We start from the raw sequence: 19,317 nt of genomic DNA, 5'->3' as shown, positions 1-19,317 counted from the left end.
TTGGCCGGTTTGCACTTTGTCGTCTTCACGATCCTGATGCTTGGAAATGCAGCCGCTCTATTTCAAAGTTCATAACACGCTCTAAGAGCGGCTGACAAGCCGTAGCGAGCAGTCGTCAGGTGGGTGCCGACGGCGCGCTCAGAACCGGAGTGGACGAGTGGTACATGCCGCGCCGAGCACCGGCCGCGCCCGCCTGGCGGTGAGCGCAATCGTTTATTAGCCGCGCTAAGGCTTGCCAGGATTGCGCTGCGCGTTGCCCGCCGCACCCTTGGCGCGCGCGCCGCCGCACGGATAGCGTTTGGCCAGCGCCTGGACGATCAGGTCAGGCGCTGCTTGGTCCTGGCGCGCGTCGGGCAGCGCGCCGATATCGGCGATGATCGCCTGCAGATCCGGTGTGCCTGCCTTGCCTGCCGGCATGCACCACTGCGTGCGGTAGCTGGCGCTGGCGACGCCGAGCAGGTAGGCACCGGCGCGGCTGGCCGAAACCAGGACCTTGAATTCGAGCTGCGCTGGCGCGTCGATTTCCGGCGCCAGCGATCCGTCCAGCCCGGCCTCGATCAGCTTGCGCCCGCTGAGTTCCCAGGGCTCGGGTGCGCGTGCCGATGCCGTGGTGGAAAGCGTGGTCAGGGCGGCCAGGGCCAGCCAGGGAAGGCGAAGCTGCATGTGTACTCTCGGATGCGGGTTGGCTCGCACCATACCGCGATAGGTGGCCGCTGGCTGCGTGCGGCGTCGGCTTGGGCATGTGCTCTAGAATTGAAGCTTCCGCTGCACTTGGCCCTGTTCCGATGTCTTCCTCTCACGACGCTGCCGCGCCTGCGCGCAGCGGGTTGGTCGCTCTCGCGTTGTTGCTGGTCTACGTGGTCTGGGGCTCGACCTATCTGGCGATCCGGTTTGCGCTGGAAGGTGGCGCGTTGCCGTTGACCATGGTGTCGGGCACGCGCTTTATCGTGGCCGGCACGGTGCTGTATGCGGTACTGCGCTGGCGCGGTGTGGCCGCGCCGACGCGTGCGCAATGGAAGAACGTGGCCTTGATGGGCGCGGCCTTGTTGCTGCTGGGCAATGGCATGGTGGTCTTGGCCGAGCGCAGCGTGTCGTCCGGCCTGGCCGCCACGTCGGTGGCATCGGTGCCGTTGTGGATGGCGTTGTTCGGCGCGTTGCGTGGGCAGCATGCCAGCCGTGGCGAATGGCTTGGCATCGTGATCGGCTTCCTCGGTGTGGTCTGGCTCAACGCCGGTAGCAGCCTGACCGCGACGCCTGGCGGATTGGTGTTGTTGCTGATCGCACCGATCGGCTGGGCGTTCGGTTCGGTGTGGTCGCGCGGGCGCGATCTGCCCTCACCGTTCATGACCGCTGCCGGGCAGATGCTGTGCGGTGGCGTGCTGTTGGTCAGCACCGGCCTGCTGATCGGCGAGCGCCCGCACAGCTTGCCGACACCGCAGGGGCTGCTGGCCGTGGCCTACCTGTGCGTGTTCGGCTCGATCGTGGCGTTCACCGCCTACGTGTGGCTGCTGCATTACGTGCGCCCGGCGTTGGCCGGCAGCTACGCCTACGTCAACCCGGTGATTGCGGTGGGGTTGGGCGCCTGGCTCGGGCATGAGCGTTTCAGCGCGCACGATATCGGGGCGATGGCGGTGATTCTGGCGGGCGTATTGGTGGTGACCTTGGCCAAGGCGCGGCGATGAGTGCGGTCTCGCCGATCGAGGCGCGTCGCGGCCTGTTGATCACCGCATCGACCTTCGTGATCTGGGGCCTGGTGCCGCTGTACTGGCATCTGCTCAAGGCGGTGCCCGTCGCTGCAGATCATTGCGCACCGCATCGTCTGGAGCACGGTGCTGGTGGTGGCGTGGTTGCTGGCGACATCGGGCCTGCGTTGGTGGCGCCAGATCGCCGCGCAGCCGCGCGCGTTGTGGATGCTGGCCGGCAGCAGCGTGGCGATTGCGTTCAACTGGGGCCTGTACATCTGGGCGATCAACGCCGGGCATGTGATCGAAGCCAGCCTGGGCTACTTCATCAATCCGTTGCTGAGCGTGTTGCTGGGCGTGCTGGTGCTCAAGGAACGCCTGCAGCGCATCCAGTGGGTGGCGGTGGTGTGCGCCACACTCGGCGTGCTGTGGTTGACCCTCGATGCCGGTGCGCCGCCGTGGATCGCCTTGGGGCTGGCGTTTTCGTTCGGTGCCTACGGCTTGCTGCGCAAGCTGGTGGCGGTGGATCCGGTGGCCGGGTTGGGCGTGGAAAGCGTGTATCTGTTCGTGCCGGCGCTGCTGCTGGCCGGCTGGGGCGAGCAGGGCCATGGCGGCGCTTTCCTGAGCGGCTGGGAGTTGCGCACCGACCTGCTGCTGATCTTCGGCGGCGTGGTGACGGCGGTGCCGCTGATCGGGTTTGCGTATGGCGTGCGGCGGATTCCGCTGTCGCTGGTGGGCATCCTGCAATACATCGGGCCGAGCCTGCAGCTGCTGCTGGGCGTGTGGTTCTTCCACGAGCCGTTCGATCAGGGGCGCGCGATTGGATTTGCGGCGATCTGGGTGGGGTTGCTGTTATTCGTTGGCGACAGCGTGTTGCGTTCGCGGCGGCCGGCTGTGGTGGTTCCCTAAGCATCGGTCGTGCGCGCTCCGGCAGCCTGCCGTTGTACGGCTCCCGTCTGGATGCAGGTGACTGCCGGACCACTGCGCTCAGGGCTGTGCGGGCGCAGTCGCTGCTCGACATCGGCATGTCATTTGTAAACGCCGGTCAGGAGCGTGCGGTCCGCTCCCATTGAGGACCGCGCGCGACGTTTTGTCGGCCGCTCTCAGCCGCGCGGCGCCACTGCCGGTGTCGCCACCGCGAGCGTAGAGGTCGGCAGTGCCTGTGGCGCCGGACAGTGGCTCGGGTCCTGTTGCGTTTGCGCCAGCCAGTGATCGATGGGCCCGCCGAGCAGGTCCAGCCGCAGTGGCAGGCTCAGATGGTTTTCGCCGGGCAGTTCGACGTAGTGCGCGCGCGGGCTGGCCAGCGCCAGCGCACGCCCGTGTGCGACCGGGATGTGCTGATCGGCATCGCCGTGCAACAGCAGCACGCAGCTGCGGGTGTCGGCCAGGGCGTGCGCGACATCGACGTGGTCCAGATTCAGCTGGAGTTGGCTGTCGGCGGCAGCGATCACCGCATCGATATTCTGGTCGGCATAGCGCCAACGTGCATAGGCGGCCACCGCCTGCCCGCGCCAGCCGTTCGGTTGGCTGGTGAGCAGGTGCGGCACCATGTCGCGGATGCCACGCCCGGCATTGGCGAAGGATTCCATTGCCACCACACCGGCGACGCGCGGCCCAAGTTTGTCGGCGGTGAACAGCGCGGTGGCAGCGCCATAGGAAATGCCGAACAGATACAGCGGGCCGCGGATTTCGCCGCGCGGCTGCAGCGCATCGAGCACATCGATCACGTCATCGGATTCGCGTGTGCCGTAACCGGAGGGGCCACCGCCGGAATGGCCGTGATTGCGCAGGTCGATGGTGATCACCCGGTAGCCGGCCTGCGCCAATTCCAGCGACCATGGCAGCAGCGAATCGCCATCCATCATCCAGCCGTGCAGCAGCACCACGGTACCGCGCGGCGTCGGCGGGGGGGCGGTGGGCACTTTGAAGCTGAAATCGACATCCAGCACATGCGCCGGATCGTTGCGCTGCCCGAGATAGCGGTACTGCATGGCGTACTGGCCGGGGTCGATGGCGCGCCAGAAGATCGGCACCTGATCGCGCGTCACCACATGCCCGCTGCGGTTGGGCACCGTGGCGATGGTGGCGGCGATGCGCTCCTCGTCCAGCAACGGCGATACGCCACCGGGCGCAACCAGGCGCTCGCTGAGCGAGGTCGAGGACGAAGAACAACCGGCCAGCCACAGGCAGGCGCAGGCCAGCAGAATCAGGCGCATCATGGCGAGAGATCGATGGATGAAACGGTCGAGCAGGCTACGGCCTGCCCGACCCGCGCATCTACCGCACTGCAGTGACAAAACGATGACAGTCTGCACTACGTTCAGCCGCAGCACCCGCGCTCAGCTACCTTGGCTGCAACGATTCCCCACTCCCGATTCCCCATTCCCGGCGGGCCAACGGCCCGCGCTACACCTCACGCAACGCCGTGGTAATCGGCAACCGCGCCGCGCGCAACGCCGGGAACAGCCCGCCGACCAGTCCGATGCCCAGCGCCCATTTCAGCCCGCTCCACAACAGCTCCGGCGAGACCTTGAACTGGAACACGATCTGGCTGAAGTTGTTGCCCAGCGTGGACACGCTATAGCCATTGAACACCGCCCAGGCGATCAAGCCGCCGAGCAGGCCGCCCAGCAATGCCAGCAACATGGTTTCCAGCATCAGCGCCATGATCACCGGCGTGCCGCGAAAACCGATCGCACGCATGGTGGCGATCTCGCGCGCCCGCGTGGCCACCGCCGCATACATGGTGTTGAGCGCGCCGAACACCGCGCCCACCGCCATGATCGCGCCGATCACCGTGCCCAGGATGCTGATCAACTTGTTCAAGCCGCCGCCTTGTTTGCCGTAGTACGCGCGCGTGGTTTCCACATCCAGCTTGAGCCGCGGGTCGGCGGCCATGGCGGTCTTGAACTGGCTAAATCCGGCCTTGCCGGCAGTGCGTACGCTGATCGACTGGTAGGCGCTGCGGTTGTAGGTGGTGGCCAGCGTCTGCGCATCGGTCCACAGCTCCGAATCGTGCGCATCGCCGGAGGCGAACACGCCGACCACGGTCCATTGCTGGCTGCCGAGGGTGAGCGTCTTGCCCAGTTCCAGCCCGCGGAACTGATTCAACGCGCCCTTGCCGACCACGATCTCGCGCAGGCCGGTGGTGAAGCGCCGGCCCTGCACGAGCTTGACCTTGTCATGCACCGCCCAGGCCTGTTCGCCCACGCCACGCACTTGCGCGTTGACGTCGGTGCCATCGGACTTGGAGGCGATGTTGACCACTTGCGAGAGCTCGGGCGACAACAGCGGGCGGCCGTTGGCATCGGCAGCGATGCCGGGCAGGCTGCTGACCAGCGGCACCAGGTTGCGGGTGATCACCGAGTTGGTTTCCGCCTGCGAGCCGCCGCGCAACACAATGGCAGTGGTGTCGTCGCCGGTGTTGTTGAGCGTGGCCTGGAAGCCCTGGCCCATCGCCAGCATCGCCACCAGCACGCCGACCACGCCGGCAATGCCGACCACGATCACCGAGCTGGCACCCCAGCGTTGCGGCAAGGTAGCGATGCCGATACGCGCGGCGGCCAACGATAGCCGGCCGCTGCGTGTGGCGACCAGCCACACCGCCAGCACGACGGCGAGCACCAACACGCCGATCCACGGCAGCGCGATCCACACGCCCAGCCCGACAGCCAGCAACACGACCGACATCAGATTGACGAGACGGTTCTTCCATTTGGTTTGCATGTGCCTGCTCCTGTCAGCGGCCGGCGAGGGCATCGACGATCTTCAAGCGCTGCGCGCGTAACGCCGGCAGCACACCCACCACGATGCCGATGCCGGCCATCAGCCCCAGCCCGACCAACCAGGTCTGCAGCGGCACGCTCTGCACCGGCATCACCCCGCCGCTGCGTGCGGCCACCATTGGGATCACCAACGCTGCCAGGCCCATGCCGATCAACCCGCCCAGCCCGATCAACAGCACCGATTCGACCATCACCAGACTCAACACGGTGCGGTCCTGAAAGCCCAGCGTCTTGAGCGTGGCCAACTCCGGTATGCGCTCGCGCACTGCCTGCGCCATGGTGTTGCCGGTCAGCAGCAACAAGGTGAAAAATACCGCCGCCATGATCGAGGTGACGATCAGCCCGATATCGGCGAACTGTTTGAGGAAGGCCTGCTGGAACGCCGATTCGGTCTGCGACTTGGTTTCGTGATCGGAGTTGGCCGACAACGCATCGATTGCCTGTGCCACGCGCGAGGCCTGGTCGGCATTGCGCAGCGTCACCGTGTACCAGCTGACCTTGCTCTTGATGTAGTCGTTGGACTCGTCGAAATATTTCCAGTTCATCATCAACTGGCGTTCCTGATTGGCTGCCACCGTGCGGTCCTTCATGCGGAAGATGCCGACCAGTTGCAACGGCCAGTCGTTGCTGCCACCGCGCGGAAAGATGGTGGCCTGCAACGGGATGGTGTCGCCGATCTTCCAGCCATTGGCCTTGGCCAGGCTCTCTCCGACGATGGCGCCGGTGCGCGTGGTCTGGAAAGCCTTGAGCTGGTCTTTGGGCAGCTCGTATTCGCTGTAGACGTCGAAGAAGTTGGGCGCCACCGAGAAGTTGGGGAAGAAGTTCTTCGGGTCGCGATAAATACCGCCGAACCACATCGCCGAGGTCACATCGCGCACGCCCGGCACGCTGCGGATCTGCGATTCCAGGCTGATCGGCAGTGATTGCGTAATCGACAAACGCGAAGCGACCACCAGCCGGTCCACACCGCTGACATTGCCGCCGGAGGTGAAGGCCACGCGCACCGAATCGAGCATGCCGAACAACAAAAATGCCGCCACCACCGACAACAGCGTCAACAAGGTGCGGGTCTTGCTGCGGAACAACTGCGCCCAGACCAACGAGAGATACTTCATGGCATCACTCCTTTAGAGCACAAGCGGCGCGTCGGCCAGCTCGCCCTTGTCCAGGTGGATGGTATGGGTGGCGTACTCGGCGGCCTTGGGGTCGTGGGTGACCATCACGATGGTCTTGCCGTGTTCGCGATTGAGTTCCTGCAGCAGGCGCAGGATTTCTTCGGCGTTGTGGCGATCCAGATCGCCGGTGGGTTCGTCGCAGATCAGGAAAGTCGGGTCGGACACGATCGCGCGCGCGATCGCCACGCGTTGCTGCTGGCCGCCGGATAACTCGCTGGGTTTGTGGGTGCGGCGTTCCTGCAGGCCGACCAGGGTCAGGGCGATTTCCGCATTGCGTTTGCGTTGCGCAGCATTGAGCGAGGTGAGCAGCAGCGGCAGCTCCACGTTCTTCTGCGCGGTGAGCATCGGCATCAGGTTATAGAACTGGAACACGAAGCCGACGTGGTGACTGCGCCAAGTCGCCAGCTGGCCGCCACTCATGCGATCGATGCGCTCGCCTTGAATCTCGATCTCGCCACCGCTGGGGCTGTCCAGGCCGCCGATCAGATTGAGCAAGGTGGTCTTGCCTGAACCGGACGGACCCATCAATGCGACGAAGTCGCCGTTGGCAATGTCCAGGTCGATACCGTGCAACACCTGCACCTGCTCGGGGCCGCGTTGGTAGGTCTTGGTGATGTTGCGCAAGCTGACGAGAGCGGTCATGGCGACTCCTGGCGGTGCAATGGGAAGAGTGAGGGCGGTGCGGCATGGCGACTGCGATTGCGATTGCATTGAAGCGGCAAGGCGAGATGCGATGACTGTGGCGTTGCAGGGCAGTGCAGCGCCGTGCAACGAAAGACGCGAGTGCCGGGCGAAGCGCTCAATTGCGCCTGGCGGCGACGCCCGAGCGTTTTATTTCTGCAATGAGCGATAACGAGGTTCGATGTGGATCAAGATCAACATCGCGTTCTTTGGTGCGTGTTCACTGCGCTTTGTTCAACTGCAGCGCCATCCAGGCGCAACGACGTGCGTATCGAATGGCCGCCAACGCGGGCACCGCGCTCCCCTGAGCGGCATCGCTACCTACGTTTTACCGCAGCGGTCGTTGCCGTTACTCGGCAGCGTCCGGTTCTGCTTCCGCCACCGTGTCGCCGTCTTTCAGGCTTTGCGGCGGATCCAGCACCACGCTGTCGCCTGCACTCAAACCCGATAGCACCTGGCGGTCCTCGCCCATCACCATGCCGGGAGTGACCGTCTGCGCGCTGACGGTGTTGCGCTCGCCAACCACGAACGCCACCGTGCGCGTGTCGCGTTCGACCAGCGCCGCACTCGGCACGCGTACGCCCTGCGGCTTGCTGGCCTCCTGTGGTTTGGCTTGTTCCAGAAAGCTCACCCGCACGCCCATCTCCGGCACGATGCGCGGGTCCTTGACCTTGAAGGCCACGCGCACTTTTACCGTGGCCTTGCCGCGGTCGGCGGTGGGAATGATGGCGATCACTTCGCCGGGAATCTTCCATTCCGGATAGGCGTTGAGCACTGCTTCCACCGGCATCTTCGGTTGCACGCGGCCGATGTAGGACTCGCCGACTTCCACCTCGATTTCCAGCGATTCCATATCCACGATGGTGCCGATGCCGGTGCGGGTGAAGCCGCCGCCAGCCGACAACGGCGAGACGATTTCGCCGGGCTGCGCGGCCTTGGCGGTGACCACGCCGGCAAACGGCGCGCGCACCACGTTGAAGTCCGAGCGGATCGCCGAGATCGCCAGTTGGTCGGACGCCACGCGCACATTACGCTGCGCGTTCTGCAACTGCGCGCGCAAGGCGTCGCGTTGTGCGGTGGCCTGTTCGTACTGCGAGCGTGAGACCAGTTGCGCGCCGACCAGCGATTGCAGCCGCGTGGCATCGGCATTGGCCACCGCCAGTTGCGCCTGCATATTGTCGACCTGGCTGCGTGCGGCAGACAGTTGCGATGCGGACAGGGTGCGCTGCGCTTCGGCATCCAGCGGGTCGAGCGTGGCCATCACCTGGCCCTGTTCGACACGCATGCCTTCTTCGATCATCACCTCGCGCACCTTGCCGGTGACCTGCGCCGACACCGTGGCCATGCGCCGCGCCACCACGTAGCCCGACGCATCCAGCACCGAGGCGCTACTGCTGCCTGCGCTGATCGCCACCACCGGCGCGGTCTGCACCTTCGCCACCGGGCGGCGGGTGAACCACCACGCCGTAGCCGCCAACAGGATGACGATGACAACGGCGGCGATGATCCAGCCGCCGCGCCGTGCAGGCGCAGGGTCGGCAGGACGCTGGCGGTCGATACGGAGTTGCTTGAGCAGATCGGCGGAAGTATTCATCGATGACCAGGACGGGATGCTGCGCAAAATGTGACGGGCCGTGGACGGCGCCGCAAGCTGCCGGAAGTCACCAACACAGCTGCGGCGACGAACGGTCGTGCGATCCAACGCTACTGCAAGGTGCTGCGCAGCATGCGACAACGGCGGCGTCGGCCACCAGTGACAGCTGTCACCTGCACGCCATGACAGCGGCGACTGGCCGCGCTCGTAGCGCTGGGCCACGCTGCGCCATCGTCATGACTGCCGGAATCGCCATGCTCTGCGTCCACCTGCACTGCCTGTGCGTGCCGCTAGCTGTTTCAAGGGATTGCCATGTACCTATGCAACCGGGCGCTGCAGATGCATGAGACCGCTCGCCCGCAGCGGCCAGTTGCCTCGCCTCACGCGGCGGGCCCGGCAGTGGCAGAATCCGATCACTCACAGGGACCCATCCCGATGCGCTTATGGCTTCCCGGCTGGCTTCGCCCCGCCGCCAATTCGCAGGTTGCCGCGCGGCTGGCGCAAGGCCAGTCGCCGTGGATGGATGGCGTGCACCTGCTGTGGTCGAGCTGGGTGTTCGTGGTGCCGGTGTTTTCCTCGCGCGGGTACGACAGCACGTGGCTGCTGTGCACGCTGCTGTCGTATCCGGTGTTCCTGCTGCTGTACGCGCGCATGTTGCTGGCGCCGCGCGGCACCCTGTATCGCTATGCCTGGGCGATGGGCGTGCTCAGTGCCGCGTTGTTGCCGGTGTATCCCTCGGGCATCAGCTATTTCGTGTTCGCCTGCCTGAGCCTGCGCCCATCCACGCGGCATGCGGTGTGGCGGCACTTCGCGATGCTGGTGGCGATGAACGCGCTGTACCTGGGCTGGGCGCACTGGCTGGGAATGCGCCTGCAGTCGCTGGTGTGGCTGCCGGTGTCGGTGCTGGGCATGGCTGCGGTTGGGGCTGTCTACAGCATCAACGAACGCAAGGACGCGTTGCTAAGGCTGTCGCAGGATGAAGTACGTCGATTGGCCGCCACCGCCGAGCGCGAGCGCATCGGGCGCGATCTGCACGATCTGCTCGGCCACACCTTGTCGTTGGTGGCGCTCAAGTCCGATCTGGCCGCGCGCCTGATCGAACGCGACCCGCAGGCCGCGCGCAGCGAGATTGATGCAGTGGCGCAGATTTCGCGCGATGCCTTGGCGCAGGTGCGGCGTGCGGTCACCGGCATCCGCGCCGCCGGGCTGGTGGCCGAGCTGGCATCGGCACGTGTATTGCTGGACATGGACGGCATCGTGCTGGAACACCAGCTGGAAGCGCTGGCATTGCCGCCCGAACACGAGACTGCACTGGCCCTGGTGGTGCGCGAAGCGGCCACCAATGTGCAACGGCATGCGCAAGCCAGACGTGTGTGCGTGAGCCTGCGCGCGCAAGGCGAGCAGGCGGTGCTGGACATCAGCGACGACGGGCGCGGCGGTGTGATCGTGCCCGGCAATGGCCTGGACGGCATGCGCACGCGCCTGCATGGACTGGGTGGCGCGCTGGAGGTGGAGGCCCTGCCGCGCGGCATGCGCCTGCGCGCCAGCCTACCGTTGCCGCGCCCCACGCTGGCACCGGCACTGCCGCCATTGCCGGTGCCGCTGGTGCCGCAGTCGCGTTGAGTGCACCTGCGCCGACTGCACCTCACTCAATGCACGGCAGGTGTCACCGCTGCTATCGTGCGCCACCATTGTCTGCAGACGAGCGCGCGCGATGATCCGGGTGTTGTTGGCCGAAGACCAGGCGCTGCTGCGTGGCGCATTGGTCGCCTTGCTTGGACTGGAAGACGATATCGAGGTGGTCGGCAGCGCAGGCGATGGCGAAAGTGCCTGGCGCGAGCTGCAACGCCTGCAACCGGATGTATTGATCACCGATATCGAAATGCCCGGTCTGACCGGCCTGGAACTGGCCCAGCGTATCCAGCGCCAGGCGCTGCCGGTGCGGGTGATGATCGTCACCACCTTCGCCCGCCCCGGATTTTTGCGTCGCGCGCTGGATGCCGGCGTCGCCGCGTATCTGCTCAAGGATGCGCCGGCCGAACAACTGGTCAGCGCGCTGCGTCAGGTGCAACGTGGCGGGCGGGTGATCGACCCGCAACTGGCAGTGGACGCGTGGGTGGAAGCCGACCCCTTGAGCGAACGCGAGCGCACCGTGTTGCGGTTGGCTGGCGAAGGCCGCTCGGCCAGCGAGATCGCGCAGCAACTGCAGCTATCGCACGGCACGGTGCGCAACCACCTGTCCGAATGCATCGGCAAGCTGGGGGTCGCCAATCGTATCGAAGCGTATCGGTTGGCGCGGCAGAAAGGCTGGCTGTAACTGCTGGCGGGCACGCGCGGTGCGTGATCGCTATCGGCGTGTTTAGCTTGCGCCCTCCGAACATTGCTGCTGATTGCCAAGCGGGCGCGGCCAGGGCGTTCAATCGTCAGAGCTTATGCGAGCGGTTGGTCGCTGCACTGCAGCCATGCATCTCGTGCGCACGCGTTCAGCATCTTGTAAGCAAGCGCACTGCGACGTTGCATGCATTGCCTGCTTGCTTTGCGATCGCTTCCAGGCGCAACGGCTTACATCGGCCATGCGCTGTGGAGCGATCAACAGCTATTCCAAATGCGTGCGAAGGCATGCCGTCGCCGCGCAGGTACACTGCACAGCGATCGTCACCACCGCGAGTAACTGCATGAAATCTGTGTGGCTGTTGGGCTTGTTGCTGATCTGCGCGTTCAACGCGTCCGCCGAGCAATTCAAGATACTGGTGGCGGCCATTCCCAACCAGTATCACCACGACTATATCCCGGTGGCCAAGCCGCAATTCGAAGCGATGGCGCGCAAGCACTATGTCGAGCTGGTATGGGCGTGGAATGCCAAGGCCTTCGATGGCGATCTGTCGCAATACGCGGCGATCGTGCTGCTCAATACACCGGCCACCGATCTGGATCCCACCCAGCGCGCGAACTTCCAGAAGTACGTGCGCAACGGCGGCGGCGTGGTCGCGGTGCACAAGGCCTTCGCGATCAAGCGTGGTGAGTGGGAGTGGTACGACCATTTGATCGGCCGCTCGTTCCGCACGCATCCCTATATGCAGACTGCGATGGTGGATGTGGCCGATGTGAACTTCCCGGCCACTGCCGGCCTGCCCAAACGTTGGGTGTGGACCGACGAATGGTACGAATACGATGCGCCGTACAGCGATGACCTGGTCACGTTGTTGACGGTTGACGAGACCAGCTACGACCCCACGCTGATCTGGCCCGGGCAGGTCGCCAAGGGCATGGGCAAGCAGCATCCGGTGGCGTGGTATCACCACTTCGAAGGCAGCCGCGTGTTCGCCACCGCGCTTGGTCATCTGGCCGAGGCATATAACGACCCGCGCTATTTAGATCATCTTTACGGCGGGATTTACTGGGCCGCGACTGGCAAAGGCATCGACGCATTTACGCCAGCGGCTGAAACAAAGCGCCAGCGTTAAGCATTAGCCCCTCTCCCCTCGGGAGAGGGGTTGGGGTGAGGGTGCGGGGCAAAGCCACTTGGCGAGTGGGATTACGAGGCTTCGCTCGTACCCTCATCCGCCCCTGCGGGGCACCTTCTCCCGGCGGGAGAAGGGACTAAGCCGCTTTGTGCGTGGCATGGATCACCCTCAAGGCTAGAGGCAATCAAGCCCCTCTCCCACCGGGAGAGGGGTTGGGGTGAGGGTACGTCGCGCAGTGAAATTACGCTGTGCAACACGTCTTCAACCACGCACTCACCCATCAACGCGCAGACCGCTCCCCACGCGCCATGCTGGAAAACACGCCATCCCGGCGCACCCACGCATGAAACAGCGCCGCGCTCAGATGCCCCAGCACCGTGGCAAACAACAGATACGCCAACCAGCCATGCGCACTACGCAGCCATGCATACAACGCAGGATCGTGCGGTGCGATCGGCGGCAATTGCGCGCCAGGCCACAGTACGATCGGATACGCGCCGGCCGACAACATCGCCCAGCCGATCAGCGGCATGCCGAGCATCAACGCATACAGCAACCAGTGCGAGGCTATCGCAGCAGCTTTTTGCCATGCCGGCAGATCGGCCGGCAACGGCGGCGGGCGGTTGCGCAGGCGGTTGATCAAGCGCAGCACCGCAAGAATCAAAATCGCAATACCCAGCGGACGATGCAGATCGATCAACCACGGCCGCTGCGTGACCGAGGCCACCATGCCCACGCCAACAAACAGCATGGTCAGGATCATCGCGGCCATCAGCCAATGCAGCACGCGTGCGGGCAGATTGAAATGCGTGCCGCTGCTCATGGGTGGGCTCCCTGGCCGGTGGCGGCACTGCCTTGGCCGTTGGCGATTTCATGCTCGCGGCGATTGAACGACTGCGAATACACCGATGAACGCGCCGCCAGGATCGGGTCGTTCGAGCCCGCGATACCCTTGGGCAAAATCAGCGGGTCGTAATTGAGATCGCGGCACGGGCCGCTGGCCTGTGGCTCGGCATGATCGATCGAGACGGTACCGGCCACGATCTGCTTGCGGCCTTCCGGCCATGGTTGCGAGGGATCGTCCACCGCATCGCCCGGTTCGGCGATGGTCAGCACCATGTCCCAACGCAACGGTCCCTGCGCCAGACGCTGATCGAGATCGGTGGCGAGAAAATCACCATCGGCCTTGGCACGCTGCTCCGCACTCAGTTCCTTGAACGGCGTATGCGGACGCATCGACCAGCGGATGTAACGCTCGCGTCCATCGGCGGCAATCGCGCGAAACGCATTTACCCCGTTGTACTGCGTGTTGGCCCAACTATCCGACCACGGCGCGGTCTTGGCCCACTGCTGAAACTTGGCCGCTTCCGGATACTGCTTGCCGAACGCGGCCAGCTTGGCCGGATCGGGTTTGCCGGTGGCCGGGTCCGGCTTGGAGGCCACATTGAGCGCTTGAAAACCCGCTGGCGTGGCCACCACGAAGAACGGAAAACTGTTCATCGCGGTGCGCCATTCCTGCCCGTCGTCGCTGCGCAACAGCAGCGCCATGCTGCGTACGCGCGCGGCACCATCGGCGCCATGCGGGTCGCCGCCGCCGATCGACATGCGCCCCAGCACCGGTGTGCTGGCCTGGCTGAAGATGCGTGCCGACGACAGCCAGGTGGCCTTGCCGCTGGCCTTGAATTCGCCGCTCACGCACACGCCTTTGGTGTGCGCGCGGCGAAAGCCCGGATGCGGCGGCCCGCTGGATTCGATGGTGTCGGTCATGCGCGCGGCGGTGAGCCGGTCGCTACCGATCCAGCCGGCGGTCCAGGCGAACGCCACCGCGATGCCGCCGGCAATCGCGGCGATGCCGAGCAGCGGCGCCACAGCACGCGAGCGCTGCGGCGGTGGAGAAGGAGGTGGCAAGTTCATGGCTGGCTCCGGTGGGCGATGCAGCAAGAGTCGGTGCAGTAAAAAGTCGATGCGATGAGACGACGTGTGGCGCAGTGACTGCCACGCCTGCCAACCTACGGCACAGGCGCGACCCGTGGACGAATAGTCCACGCTTCAGTGCGTCTACTGTGTGATGCCGCCACCAAAGCGGCCGATGAGTGATCCCGATGACGGGCAATGGCGCAGCGTGCTGAGGGCATTACGCCTTCGACCCGCTCGGCTAGGGATATCCAAATGACGCTGAAGCTCGAGCGCTCGGTCACCTTGAGAGGTTGGTCGAACGGTGTGGATGCGTCGGTTGTAGAGCATTGGTGCTGCGACTTGGCTGCAGGGTCCTTGCCCGCCCACCATCGCGGGACACGCCGCAAGTACGTCCATGTAGGCTCTTCTGCGGCATCCATGCCGCATAAGGTCCCGCGACGGTGGGCGGGCAAGGACTAGTCGAGATGGTCGGTCTGCATGGTTGCGAGCCGTGAATGCGGCGCGGATGTCAGATGTGGTGCGGCCTGATCACGCACTTAATCCGATCAACGTCGCTGCCATTGTCGACATCACTTCACTCGTCGACAAAGGCGAGTTTGTTGAACGCCGTGGTGTCAGCCGGCCTCAGCCACCGTAACGCTGCTTGAGCATCGCGTAAGCCGAGCGCAACGCCAATGCTTCGCCGCCGGCCGGGCGGCCGGGGCGGTCGCTGTCGTTCCAGGCGTACACGTCCAGATGCGCCCATCGCTGGCCCGGCGCGACGAAGCGCTCCAGATACAGCGCGGCAGTGACGGCGCCGGCCATGCGCGAGCCGGCGTTGGCCATGTCGGCCACGTGGCTGTTGAGATAGCGCAGGTACGGGCGCCACAGCGGCATGCGCCAGACCGGGTCGCGGGTCTGCTCGCCAGCACTCAGCCAGGCCTGCGCCAGGGCATCGTCGTTGGCGAACAGTGCAGGCAGATCCGGGCCTAGTGCGATGCGCGCGGCACCGGTGAGCGTTGCGAAATCCAGGATCAGATCGGGGCGCTGTTCGGTGGCGTAGCTCAGCGCATCGCACAGCACCAGGCGGCCTTCGGCATCGGTGTTGTCCACTTCCACCGTAACGCCGGCGCGGGTGGTGATGACTTCGCCGGGGCGGAACGCATCCGGGCCAACGGCGTTTTCCACTGCAGGAATCAGCAAGGTCAGCCGCACCGGCAACTGCTGCGCCATGACCAGGCCGGCCAGTGCCAGCGCATGCGCCGCACCGCCCATATCTTTTTTCATGTTGCGCATGCCGTCGGCCGGTTTCAGATCCAGCCCGCCGGTATCGAAGCACACGCCCTTGCCGACCAGCACCAGATGCGGATGCTCGGCCGCGCCCCAGCGCAGCGCGATCAGACGCGGCGCGCGATGCGAGGCACGTCCCACTGCATGGATGGTGGGGAAGTTCTGCGCCAGCAATTCCTCACCGACGATCGCCTCGACCTGCGCGCCATGCTTTTGCGCAAGTGCGCGCGTGGCATCTTCCAGTTGTTGCGGGCCCATGTCTTCGGTGGGCGTATTGACCCAGTCGCGCACGCGCAGGCAGGCTTCGATCAAGGCGCGGGTTTCCGCCGATGGCGTGGCCGCCAGTTCGGCCGGGGCACGCGGCACCTTGCGATAGCGCGAGAAGCGATACGCGCCCAAGCCCCAGCCCAGGTGCAGCAGTGCCTGTTCGGTGTCGCTCAATGCGCTGGCCAGCGTCCAGCGGCTCGCCGGCGGCAACGCCATCGGTGCATGTGCGTAGGCGTAGGCATCGGCGCGGTCGCCGATGCCCAGGATCGCCCCGGTCAGCCCGTTTTCGCCTGGCAACAACAACACGCTGCCCTGTGTGGCATCGAAGCGCTGCGCCTGCGCCCACGACAACACACGCGTGGGCTGCTCGGCGCACCAACCTGCAAAGCTTGCGCGGTCGAGCACATACAGCGGCAACGCGGCGGCGTTGGGATCGATGAAACCGGTGAGCTGCGACATGGGAATCCTTGAATGCGGCGCCGTGCGCCGAGCAATAGTGGCTCAGGCGGGAAGGCGGACGCCAGCGTGTGCGGCGCCTGGATGCGGCCGGTGTGCGTCGAGCCAATCGGCCAGCCCGGCCATGGAGTTGAACTCCAGATCCGGCTGCTGCGTGGGGTGCGACCACTGCGCGCCTTCGCGATTGATCCAGCACGCGCGCAAGCCGGCATCCAGCGCGCCGAGCACGTCCATGCGCACGTGGTCGCCCACATGCAGCACCTGGGCCGGCGGCGCGTCCAGCCGCGCGCATGCGGCCAGGAAGATGCTCGGGTCGGGTTTTGCGCTGCCGTGTTCGCGCGAGCCAAGTTGAAACGCAAAGTGGTGCATCAACCCGATGCGCTGCAGATCGGCATTGCCGTTGCTGAGCGCGGCCACCGGCACATGCGCAGCGATGCGTGCCAGTGCGTCGAGCGCATCCGGATAGCATTCCACCTGGTTGCGCGCGGCGTAGAACACCTCATAGGCCGGTTCCAGCAACGCCAGATCGCCGCCGCTCTCGCGCAGCGCCATTTCCAGCGTCAACCGGCGCAGCGCGCTGAGGTCGTGATGCAGGTGCGGGTTGTCGGCAAAGCTGCGCTCACGCAGCTCGCGCATCGCCTCTACCGGGAAGCGCTCGGCAGTGACCGGGCTGTGCTCGCGCATCCAGTCGTACAGCACCTGATCGATCCGCGCCCCGATCGGCGCAAAGGGCCACAACGTATCGTCGAGGTCGAGAGTGATGGCGCTGATGTGGAAGCTCATCGCGAGACTGTAATGCCGGGAATGGGGAGTCGGGAATCGAGAATGGGTAGAGCGGCGCCTCTGCTCTTGCGATTCCCAACTCCCGATTCCCGGCTACTCAAGCAGCCTGGCCCAACGCTGCATCCCCTCCACCCGGCTCAGCACCATCTTGATGCAGACCAGCAGCGGCACCGCCAGCAGCAGGCCCACCATGCCCCACAGCCAGCCGAACAGCATCAGCGCCAAAATCAACATCAGCGGCGAGATTGCCATGCGTCGGCCCAGCACGATCGGGGTCACCACCTGGCCTTCGATGGTGTGCAGCGCCAGATACAGGATCGCCGGCAGCATCGCCGACAAGGTGGTGCGGAATTCCACAAAACCCATCAGCAGCATCAGCATCACGCCGATCAGCGGGCCCACATAAGGCGCGAAGTTGAGCAGCGCCACCACCGTGCCCCACAGCAATGCTTCGGGCAGCGGAATCTTGAGCGCATACAGAATGCCGGCGAAGACCAGTCCGACCAGCGTATTGATCACGCTGATGGTGAGTACATAGCGCGAGACCTCGCGTTCGATGTCCAGCATGATTTCGGTGGTGAAGCGCTGTTGCTGTCGATTGGGCAGCAAGGCGATCGCATGCCGCTGCAGGCTTTCGCCATAGACCATGAAGAAGAACGTCAGCAGCACCACCGCCAACACCGATGCGGCCAATTTAGGCGTGCGCACCAGCGCCTTGTACGGGTCGTCCATCTGCGTGCGCACGATCTGCACGTTGCGCTGGCCTTCGCCGCCGGCCGCACGTGCAAAATTTTCCGCCGCCTGGTTGGCCTGCATCACCGGCTTGGTGAGATCGCGCACATCGCGTGCGATCTGGCGCATCTGCCGCGGTGCCTGCTGCACCCATTCCGCCGCCGGGCCCGCCAGTTGCGCGGCGAGCGCCACGGTGCCGGCCAACCCCAGGCACAACACCATAAAGGCGCCCAGGAAACGCGGGATGTAGAGCTTGCGCAATCCGCGCAAGATGGGATTGCCGATCAGTGCGAAGAACGCCGCCAGCATTACCGGCAGGATGATCGTCTGTGCGGCCCACAAGGTGTAACCCACCGCGAGCGTCGCCAACACCACCAGCGAGACTGGCGCGCGTGGGCGCGGTGCCGGTGGAGGCGGGAGCGATTCTGCCGGGACGGCAGCATCCAATGAATCGATGGGAAAAGACATGCGCGCCCTGGCAGCAGACTGGCGTGGTGCCAGCGGTGCGCCATTATCGGCAGAACGCGTCAACAGCGCGCACAGAGTCTGTGCGCATCACGTCAGTATCGTAAGTTCCGTGGCGGACTCGGCCGCACAGGCAGTACACAAAGGCACACGGTGCCGGCTTTCAGCGCAGCGATCAGGCTGCGCGCTCTACCGGCGCCTGCACCACGGTCACCGGCGGATCGGCAGCAACCTCTTCGGCGTTGTCGGCCGCACGTTCGGCCTGCTCGGAGGCCTCCTGCGCACGATGTGCGGTAAACAGTGCAGAGATCGTGCTGATCATCTGCAGAATCTTCGGGATACCGCCCAGCTTGCTGGCGATGCTGCCAAGCGCGGCTTGCGGTTCGTTGCGGCCGGTGACGAAACCCAGTCCGAAACCCACCACCACGATGCGCAGCGGCGACCAGCCAGCACGCCAGATCTGGCGTAATTCACCCCAATGCTGACGCGTTTCTTGGGCGCGCCCTTCCACCAGAAATTCAGCGCGCTCGACGCGCTGACGCAAGGTGCCAAACTTCATGTACGCGCTCCATTGCTGGGCGATGCAGTGGCATCGTCGTCGTCATTGCTGTCATCGAAGATGCCCAGCTTGATCAGCTGACGACGTGTCGCATTCAAGCCGGTGTGATCGAAGTAGAAGAACACCCGCCACGCTGCGATGCCGGTGACCAGCAAGCTGGCCAACGCGGTGAAGAACATTGCCTGGAACCACGACAACCCGGCGCGCTGCAACAACGCAATGATCGCGCCTGCCAACAACAACCATGATGAAGCGCCGAAGACCACGGCAACGCATGCCCATGCCAGGCCGCGCCCGAAGGCACTACGTGCAAGTTGTAGATCGGCCGACACCAGCCGGCGTAATGCGCGGCTGGTGTCCTTGGCCGAGCCCAGCGTCGCACGACCGGCAGCGCCGACCGCACGTACGCTTTCGTCCAGTCCTGGCGTTTCCGCACGCGCGTTGGGCGTGTCGGATGCTCCAGCTGTAGAGGCCTGATCGCTCACGAC

General features: G+C 65.1%; 17 protein-coding genes, 1 other RNA gene and 1 pseudogene. 5 read left to right on the top strand and 14 right to left on the bottom strand.

From position 1 onward, the window contains the following. Window positions 1-89: 89 nt before the first annotated feature. Window positions 90-166, bottom strand: a non-coding RNA gene (locus tag XcyCFBP4188_RS16275) — sX9 sRNA. A 59-nt stretch (window positions 167-225) separates the two neighbouring features. Further along, a complete protein-coding gene (locus XcyCFBP4188_RS16270) occupies window positions 226-696 on the bottom strand; it encodes a Rap1a/Tai family immunity protein (RefSeq protein ID WP_074056475.1) in 471 nt (156 codons plus the stop codon). Between the two features lie 44 nt (window positions 697-740). Between XcyCFBP4188_RS16270 and yedA the strand changes: the two genes are divergently transcribed. Together yedA and rarD are read left to right on the top strand one after the other, a co-directional pair. After that, the gene (yedA, locus tag XcyCFBP4188_RS16265) at window positions 741-1,682 is read left to right on the top strand and encodes a drug/metabolite exporter YedA (RefSeq protein ID WP_174705854.1); all 942 of its coding nucleotides are present in this window, start codon (window positions 741-743) and stop codon (window positions 1,680-1,682) included. Beyond that, window positions 1,679-2,591, top strand: a pseudogene (gene rarD / locus XcyCFBP4188_RS16260) (EamA family transporter RarD). Before yedA ends, rarD begins: the two are co-directional and overlap by 4 nt. Before the next feature lie 194 nt (window positions 2,592-2,785). On the opposite strand, the gene XcyCFBP4188_RS16255 reads toward rarD, so the two are convergent. The 5 genes from XcyCFBP4188_RS16255 to XcyCFBP4188_RS16235 all read right to left on the bottom strand — a co-directional run bounded on the left by XcyCFBP4188_RS16255 (window position 2,786) and on the right by XcyCFBP4188_RS16235 (window position 8,917). Beyond that, window positions 2,786-3,901: an alpha/beta fold hydrolase gene (locus XcyCFBP4188_RS16255; protein ID WP_104592442.1), complete on the bottom strand. Its 1,116-nt coding sequence runs from the start codon at window positions 3,899-3,901 to the stop codon at window positions 2,786-2,788. 187 nt (window positions 3,902-4,088) lie between these two features. Then, complete coding sequence (locus XcyCFBP4188_RS16250) at window positions 4,089-5,408, bottom strand: ABC transporter permease (RefSeq protein ID WP_043907316.1); 1,320 nt, start codon at window positions 5,406-5,408, stop codon at window positions 4,089-4,091. Between the two features lie 13 nt (window positions 5,409-5,421). Continuing rightward, entirely contained in the window at window positions 5,422-6,582 is a 1,161-nt protein-coding gene (locus XcyCFBP4188_RS16245) for an ABC transporter permease (protein ID WP_006448815.1), read from the bottom strand. 12 nt (window positions 6,583-6,594) lie between these two features. Further along, window positions 6,595-7,284: an ABC transporter ATP-binding protein gene (locus XcyCFBP4188_RS16240; protein ID WP_006448816.1), complete on the bottom strand. Its 690-nt coding sequence runs from the start codon at window positions 7,282-7,284 to the stop codon at window positions 6,595-6,597. Between the two features lie 388 nt (window positions 7,285-7,672). Further along, window positions 7,673-8,917: an efflux RND transporter periplasmic adaptor subunit gene (locus XcyCFBP4188_RS16235; RefSeq protein ID WP_006448817.1), complete on the bottom strand. Its 1,245-nt coding sequence runs from the start codon at window positions 8,915-8,917 to the stop codon at window positions 7,673-7,675. Between the two features lie 435 nt (window positions 8,918-9,352). Between XcyCFBP4188_RS16235 and XcyCFBP4188_RS16230 the strand changes: the two genes are divergently transcribed. The 3 genes from XcyCFBP4188_RS16230 to XcyCFBP4188_RS16220 all read left to right on the top strand — a co-directional run bounded on the left by XcyCFBP4188_RS16230 (window position 9,353) and on the right by XcyCFBP4188_RS16220 (window position 12,381). Beyond that, a complete protein-coding gene (locus tag XcyCFBP4188_RS16230) occupies window positions 9,353-10,540 on the top strand; it encodes a sensor histidine kinase (RefSeq protein ID WP_006448818.1) in 1,188 nt (395 codons plus the stop codon). A 91-nt stretch (window positions 10,541-10,631) separates the two neighbouring features. Further along, window positions 10,632-11,234, top strand: coding sequence for a response regulator transcription factor (locus XcyCFBP4188_RS16225; RefSeq protein ID WP_006448819.1), 603 nt, complete (start codon window positions 10,632-10,634; stop codon window positions 11,232-11,234). 358 nt (window positions 11,235-11,592) lie between these two features. Continuing rightward, entirely contained in the window at window positions 11,593-12,381 is a 789-nt protein-coding gene (locus tag XcyCFBP4188_RS16220; protein ID WP_006448820.1) for a ThuA domain-containing protein, read from the top strand. Window positions 12,382-12,661: 280 nt separating this feature from the next. Here XcyCFBP4188_RS16220 and XcyCFBP4188_RS16215 read toward each other — a convergent pair whose 3' ends face one another. The 7 genes from XcyCFBP4188_RS16215 to XcyCFBP4188_RS16180 all read right to left on the bottom strand — a co-directional run bounded on the left by XcyCFBP4188_RS16215 (window position 12,662) and on the right by XcyCFBP4188_RS16180 (window position 19,314). Beyond that, window positions 12,662-13,204: a cytochrome b gene (locus XcyCFBP4188_RS16215; RefSeq protein ID WP_006448821.1), complete on the bottom strand. Its 543-nt coding sequence runs from the start codon at window positions 13,202-13,204 to the stop codon at window positions 12,662-12,664. Beyond that, window positions 13,201-14,295, bottom strand: coding sequence for a catalase family peroxidase (locus XcyCFBP4188_RS16210; protein ID WP_043907318.1), 1,095 nt, complete (start codon window positions 14,293-14,295; stop codon window positions 13,201-13,203). The genes XcyCFBP4188_RS16215 and XcyCFBP4188_RS16210 overlap by 4 nt, the downstream gene beginning before the upstream one ends. 627 nt (window positions 14,296-14,922) lie before the next feature. Further along, the gene (locus XcyCFBP4188_RS16200) at window positions 14,923-16,293 is read right to left on the bottom strand and encodes a leucyl aminopeptidase family protein (RefSeq protein ID WP_104592441.1); all 1,371 of its coding nucleotides are present in this window, start codon (window positions 16,291-16,293) and stop codon (window positions 14,923-14,925) included. 42 nt (window positions 16,294-16,335) lie between these two features. Further along, entirely contained in the window at window positions 16,336-17,073 is a 738-nt protein-coding gene (locus XcyCFBP4188_RS16195) for an HAD family hydrolase (RefSeq protein WP_006450938.1), read from the bottom strand. 93 nt (window positions 17,074-17,166) lie between these two features. Next, window positions 17,167-18,273, bottom strand: coding sequence for an AI-2E family transporter (locus tag XcyCFBP4188_RS16190; protein ID WP_043909146.1), 1,107 nt, complete (start codon window positions 18,271-18,273; stop codon window positions 17,167-17,169). A gap of 172 nt (window positions 18,274-18,445) precedes the next feature. Next, window positions 18,446-18,829, bottom strand: a complete 384-nt coding sequence (locus XcyCFBP4188_RS16185; RefSeq protein WP_006450940.1) for a hypothetical protein — start codon at window positions 18,827-18,829, stop codon at window positions 18,446-18,448. Further along, window positions 18,826-19,314 carry a hypothetical protein gene (locus XcyCFBP4188_RS16180; RefSeq protein ID WP_043909149.1) on the bottom strand — a complete coding sequence of 163 codons (489 nt, stop codon included), beginning with the start codon at window positions 19,312-19,314 and terminating at the stop codon, window positions 18,826-18,828. The genes XcyCFBP4188_RS16185 and XcyCFBP4188_RS16180 overlap by 4 nt, the downstream gene beginning before the upstream one ends. Window positions 19,315-19,317 lie beyond the last annotated feature (3 nt).

Source organism: Xanthomonas hortorum pv. cynarae (assembly GCF_002939985.1).
In the GTDB taxonomy this organism is placed as follows: Bacteria; Pseudomonadota; Gammaproteobacteria; order Xanthomonadales; family Xanthomonadaceae; genus Xanthomonas; species Xanthomonas hortorum_D.
Note: the sequence above shows the minus strand (reverse complement) of the source record. Positions and strands in the feature narration are given on the sequence as shown.

What these genes read in the sequence shown, in the direction of transcription:
- XcyCFBP4188_RS16270 (WP_074056475.1), bottom strand. Translation starts at nt 696, where the DNA reads ATGGTGCGAGCCAACCCGCATCCGAGAGTACACATGCAGCTTCGCCTT.
- yedA (WP_174705854.1), top strand. Translation starts at nt 741, where the DNA reads ATGTGCTCTAGAATTGAAGCTTCCGCTGCACTTGGCCCTGTTCCGATG.
- XcyCFBP4188_RS16255 (WP_104592442.1), bottom strand. Translation starts at nt 3,901, where the DNA reads ATGATGCGCCTGATTCTGCTGGCCTGCGCCTGCCTGTGGCTGGCCGGT.
- XcyCFBP4188_RS16250 (WP_043907316.1), bottom strand. Translation starts at nt 5,408, where the DNA reads ATGCAAACCAAATGGAAGAACCGTCTCGTCAATCTGATGTCGGTCGTG.
- XcyCFBP4188_RS16245 (WP_006448815.1), bottom strand. Translation starts at nt 6,582, where the DNA reads ATGAAGTATCTCTCGTTGGTCTGGGCGCAGTTGTTCCGCAGCAAGACC.
- XcyCFBP4188_RS16240 (WP_006448816.1), bottom strand. Translation starts at nt 7,284, where the DNA reads ATGACCGCTCTCGTCAGCTTGCGCAACATCACCAAGACCTACCAACGC.
- XcyCFBP4188_RS16235 (WP_006448817.1), bottom strand. Translation starts at nt 8,917, where the DNA reads ATGAATACTTCCGCCGATCTGCTCAAGCAACTCCGTATCGACCGCCAG.
- XcyCFBP4188_RS16230 (WP_006448818.1), top strand. Translation starts at nt 9,353, where the DNA reads ATGCGCTTATGGCTTCCCGGCTGGCTTCGCCCCGCCGCCAATTCGCAG.
- XcyCFBP4188_RS16225 (WP_006448819.1), top strand. Translation starts at nt 10,632, where the DNA reads ATGATCCGGGTGTTGTTGGCCGAAGACCAGGCGCTGCTGCGTGGCGCA.
- XcyCFBP4188_RS16220 (WP_006448820.1), top strand. Translation starts at nt 11,593, where the DNA reads ATGAAATCTGTGTGGCTGTTGGGCTTGTTGCTGATCTGCGCGTTCAAC.
- XcyCFBP4188_RS16215 (WP_006448821.1), bottom strand. Translation starts at nt 13,204, where the DNA reads ATGAGCAGCGGCACGCATTTCAATCTGCCCGCACGCGTGCTGCATTGG.
- XcyCFBP4188_RS16210 (WP_043907318.1), bottom strand. Translation starts at nt 14,295, where the DNA reads ATGAACTTGCCACCTCCTTCTCCACCGCCGCAGCGCTCGCGTGCTGTG.
- XcyCFBP4188_RS16200 (WP_104592441.1), bottom strand. Translation starts at nt 16,293, where the DNA reads ATGTCGCAGCTCACCGGTTTCATCGATCCCAACGCCGCCGCGTTGCCG.
- XcyCFBP4188_RS16195 (WP_006450938.1), bottom strand. Translation starts at nt 17,073, where the DNA reads ATGAGCTTCCACATCAGCGCCATCACTCTCGACCTCGACGATACGTTG.
- XcyCFBP4188_RS16190 (WP_043909146.1), bottom strand. Translation starts at nt 18,273, where the DNA reads ATGTCTTTTCCCATCGATTCATTGGATGCTGCCGTCCCGGCAGAATCG.
- XcyCFBP4188_RS16185 (WP_006450940.1), bottom strand. Translation starts at nt 18,829, where the DNA reads ATGAAGTTTGGCACCTTGCGTCAGCGCGTCGAGCGCGCTGAATTTCTG.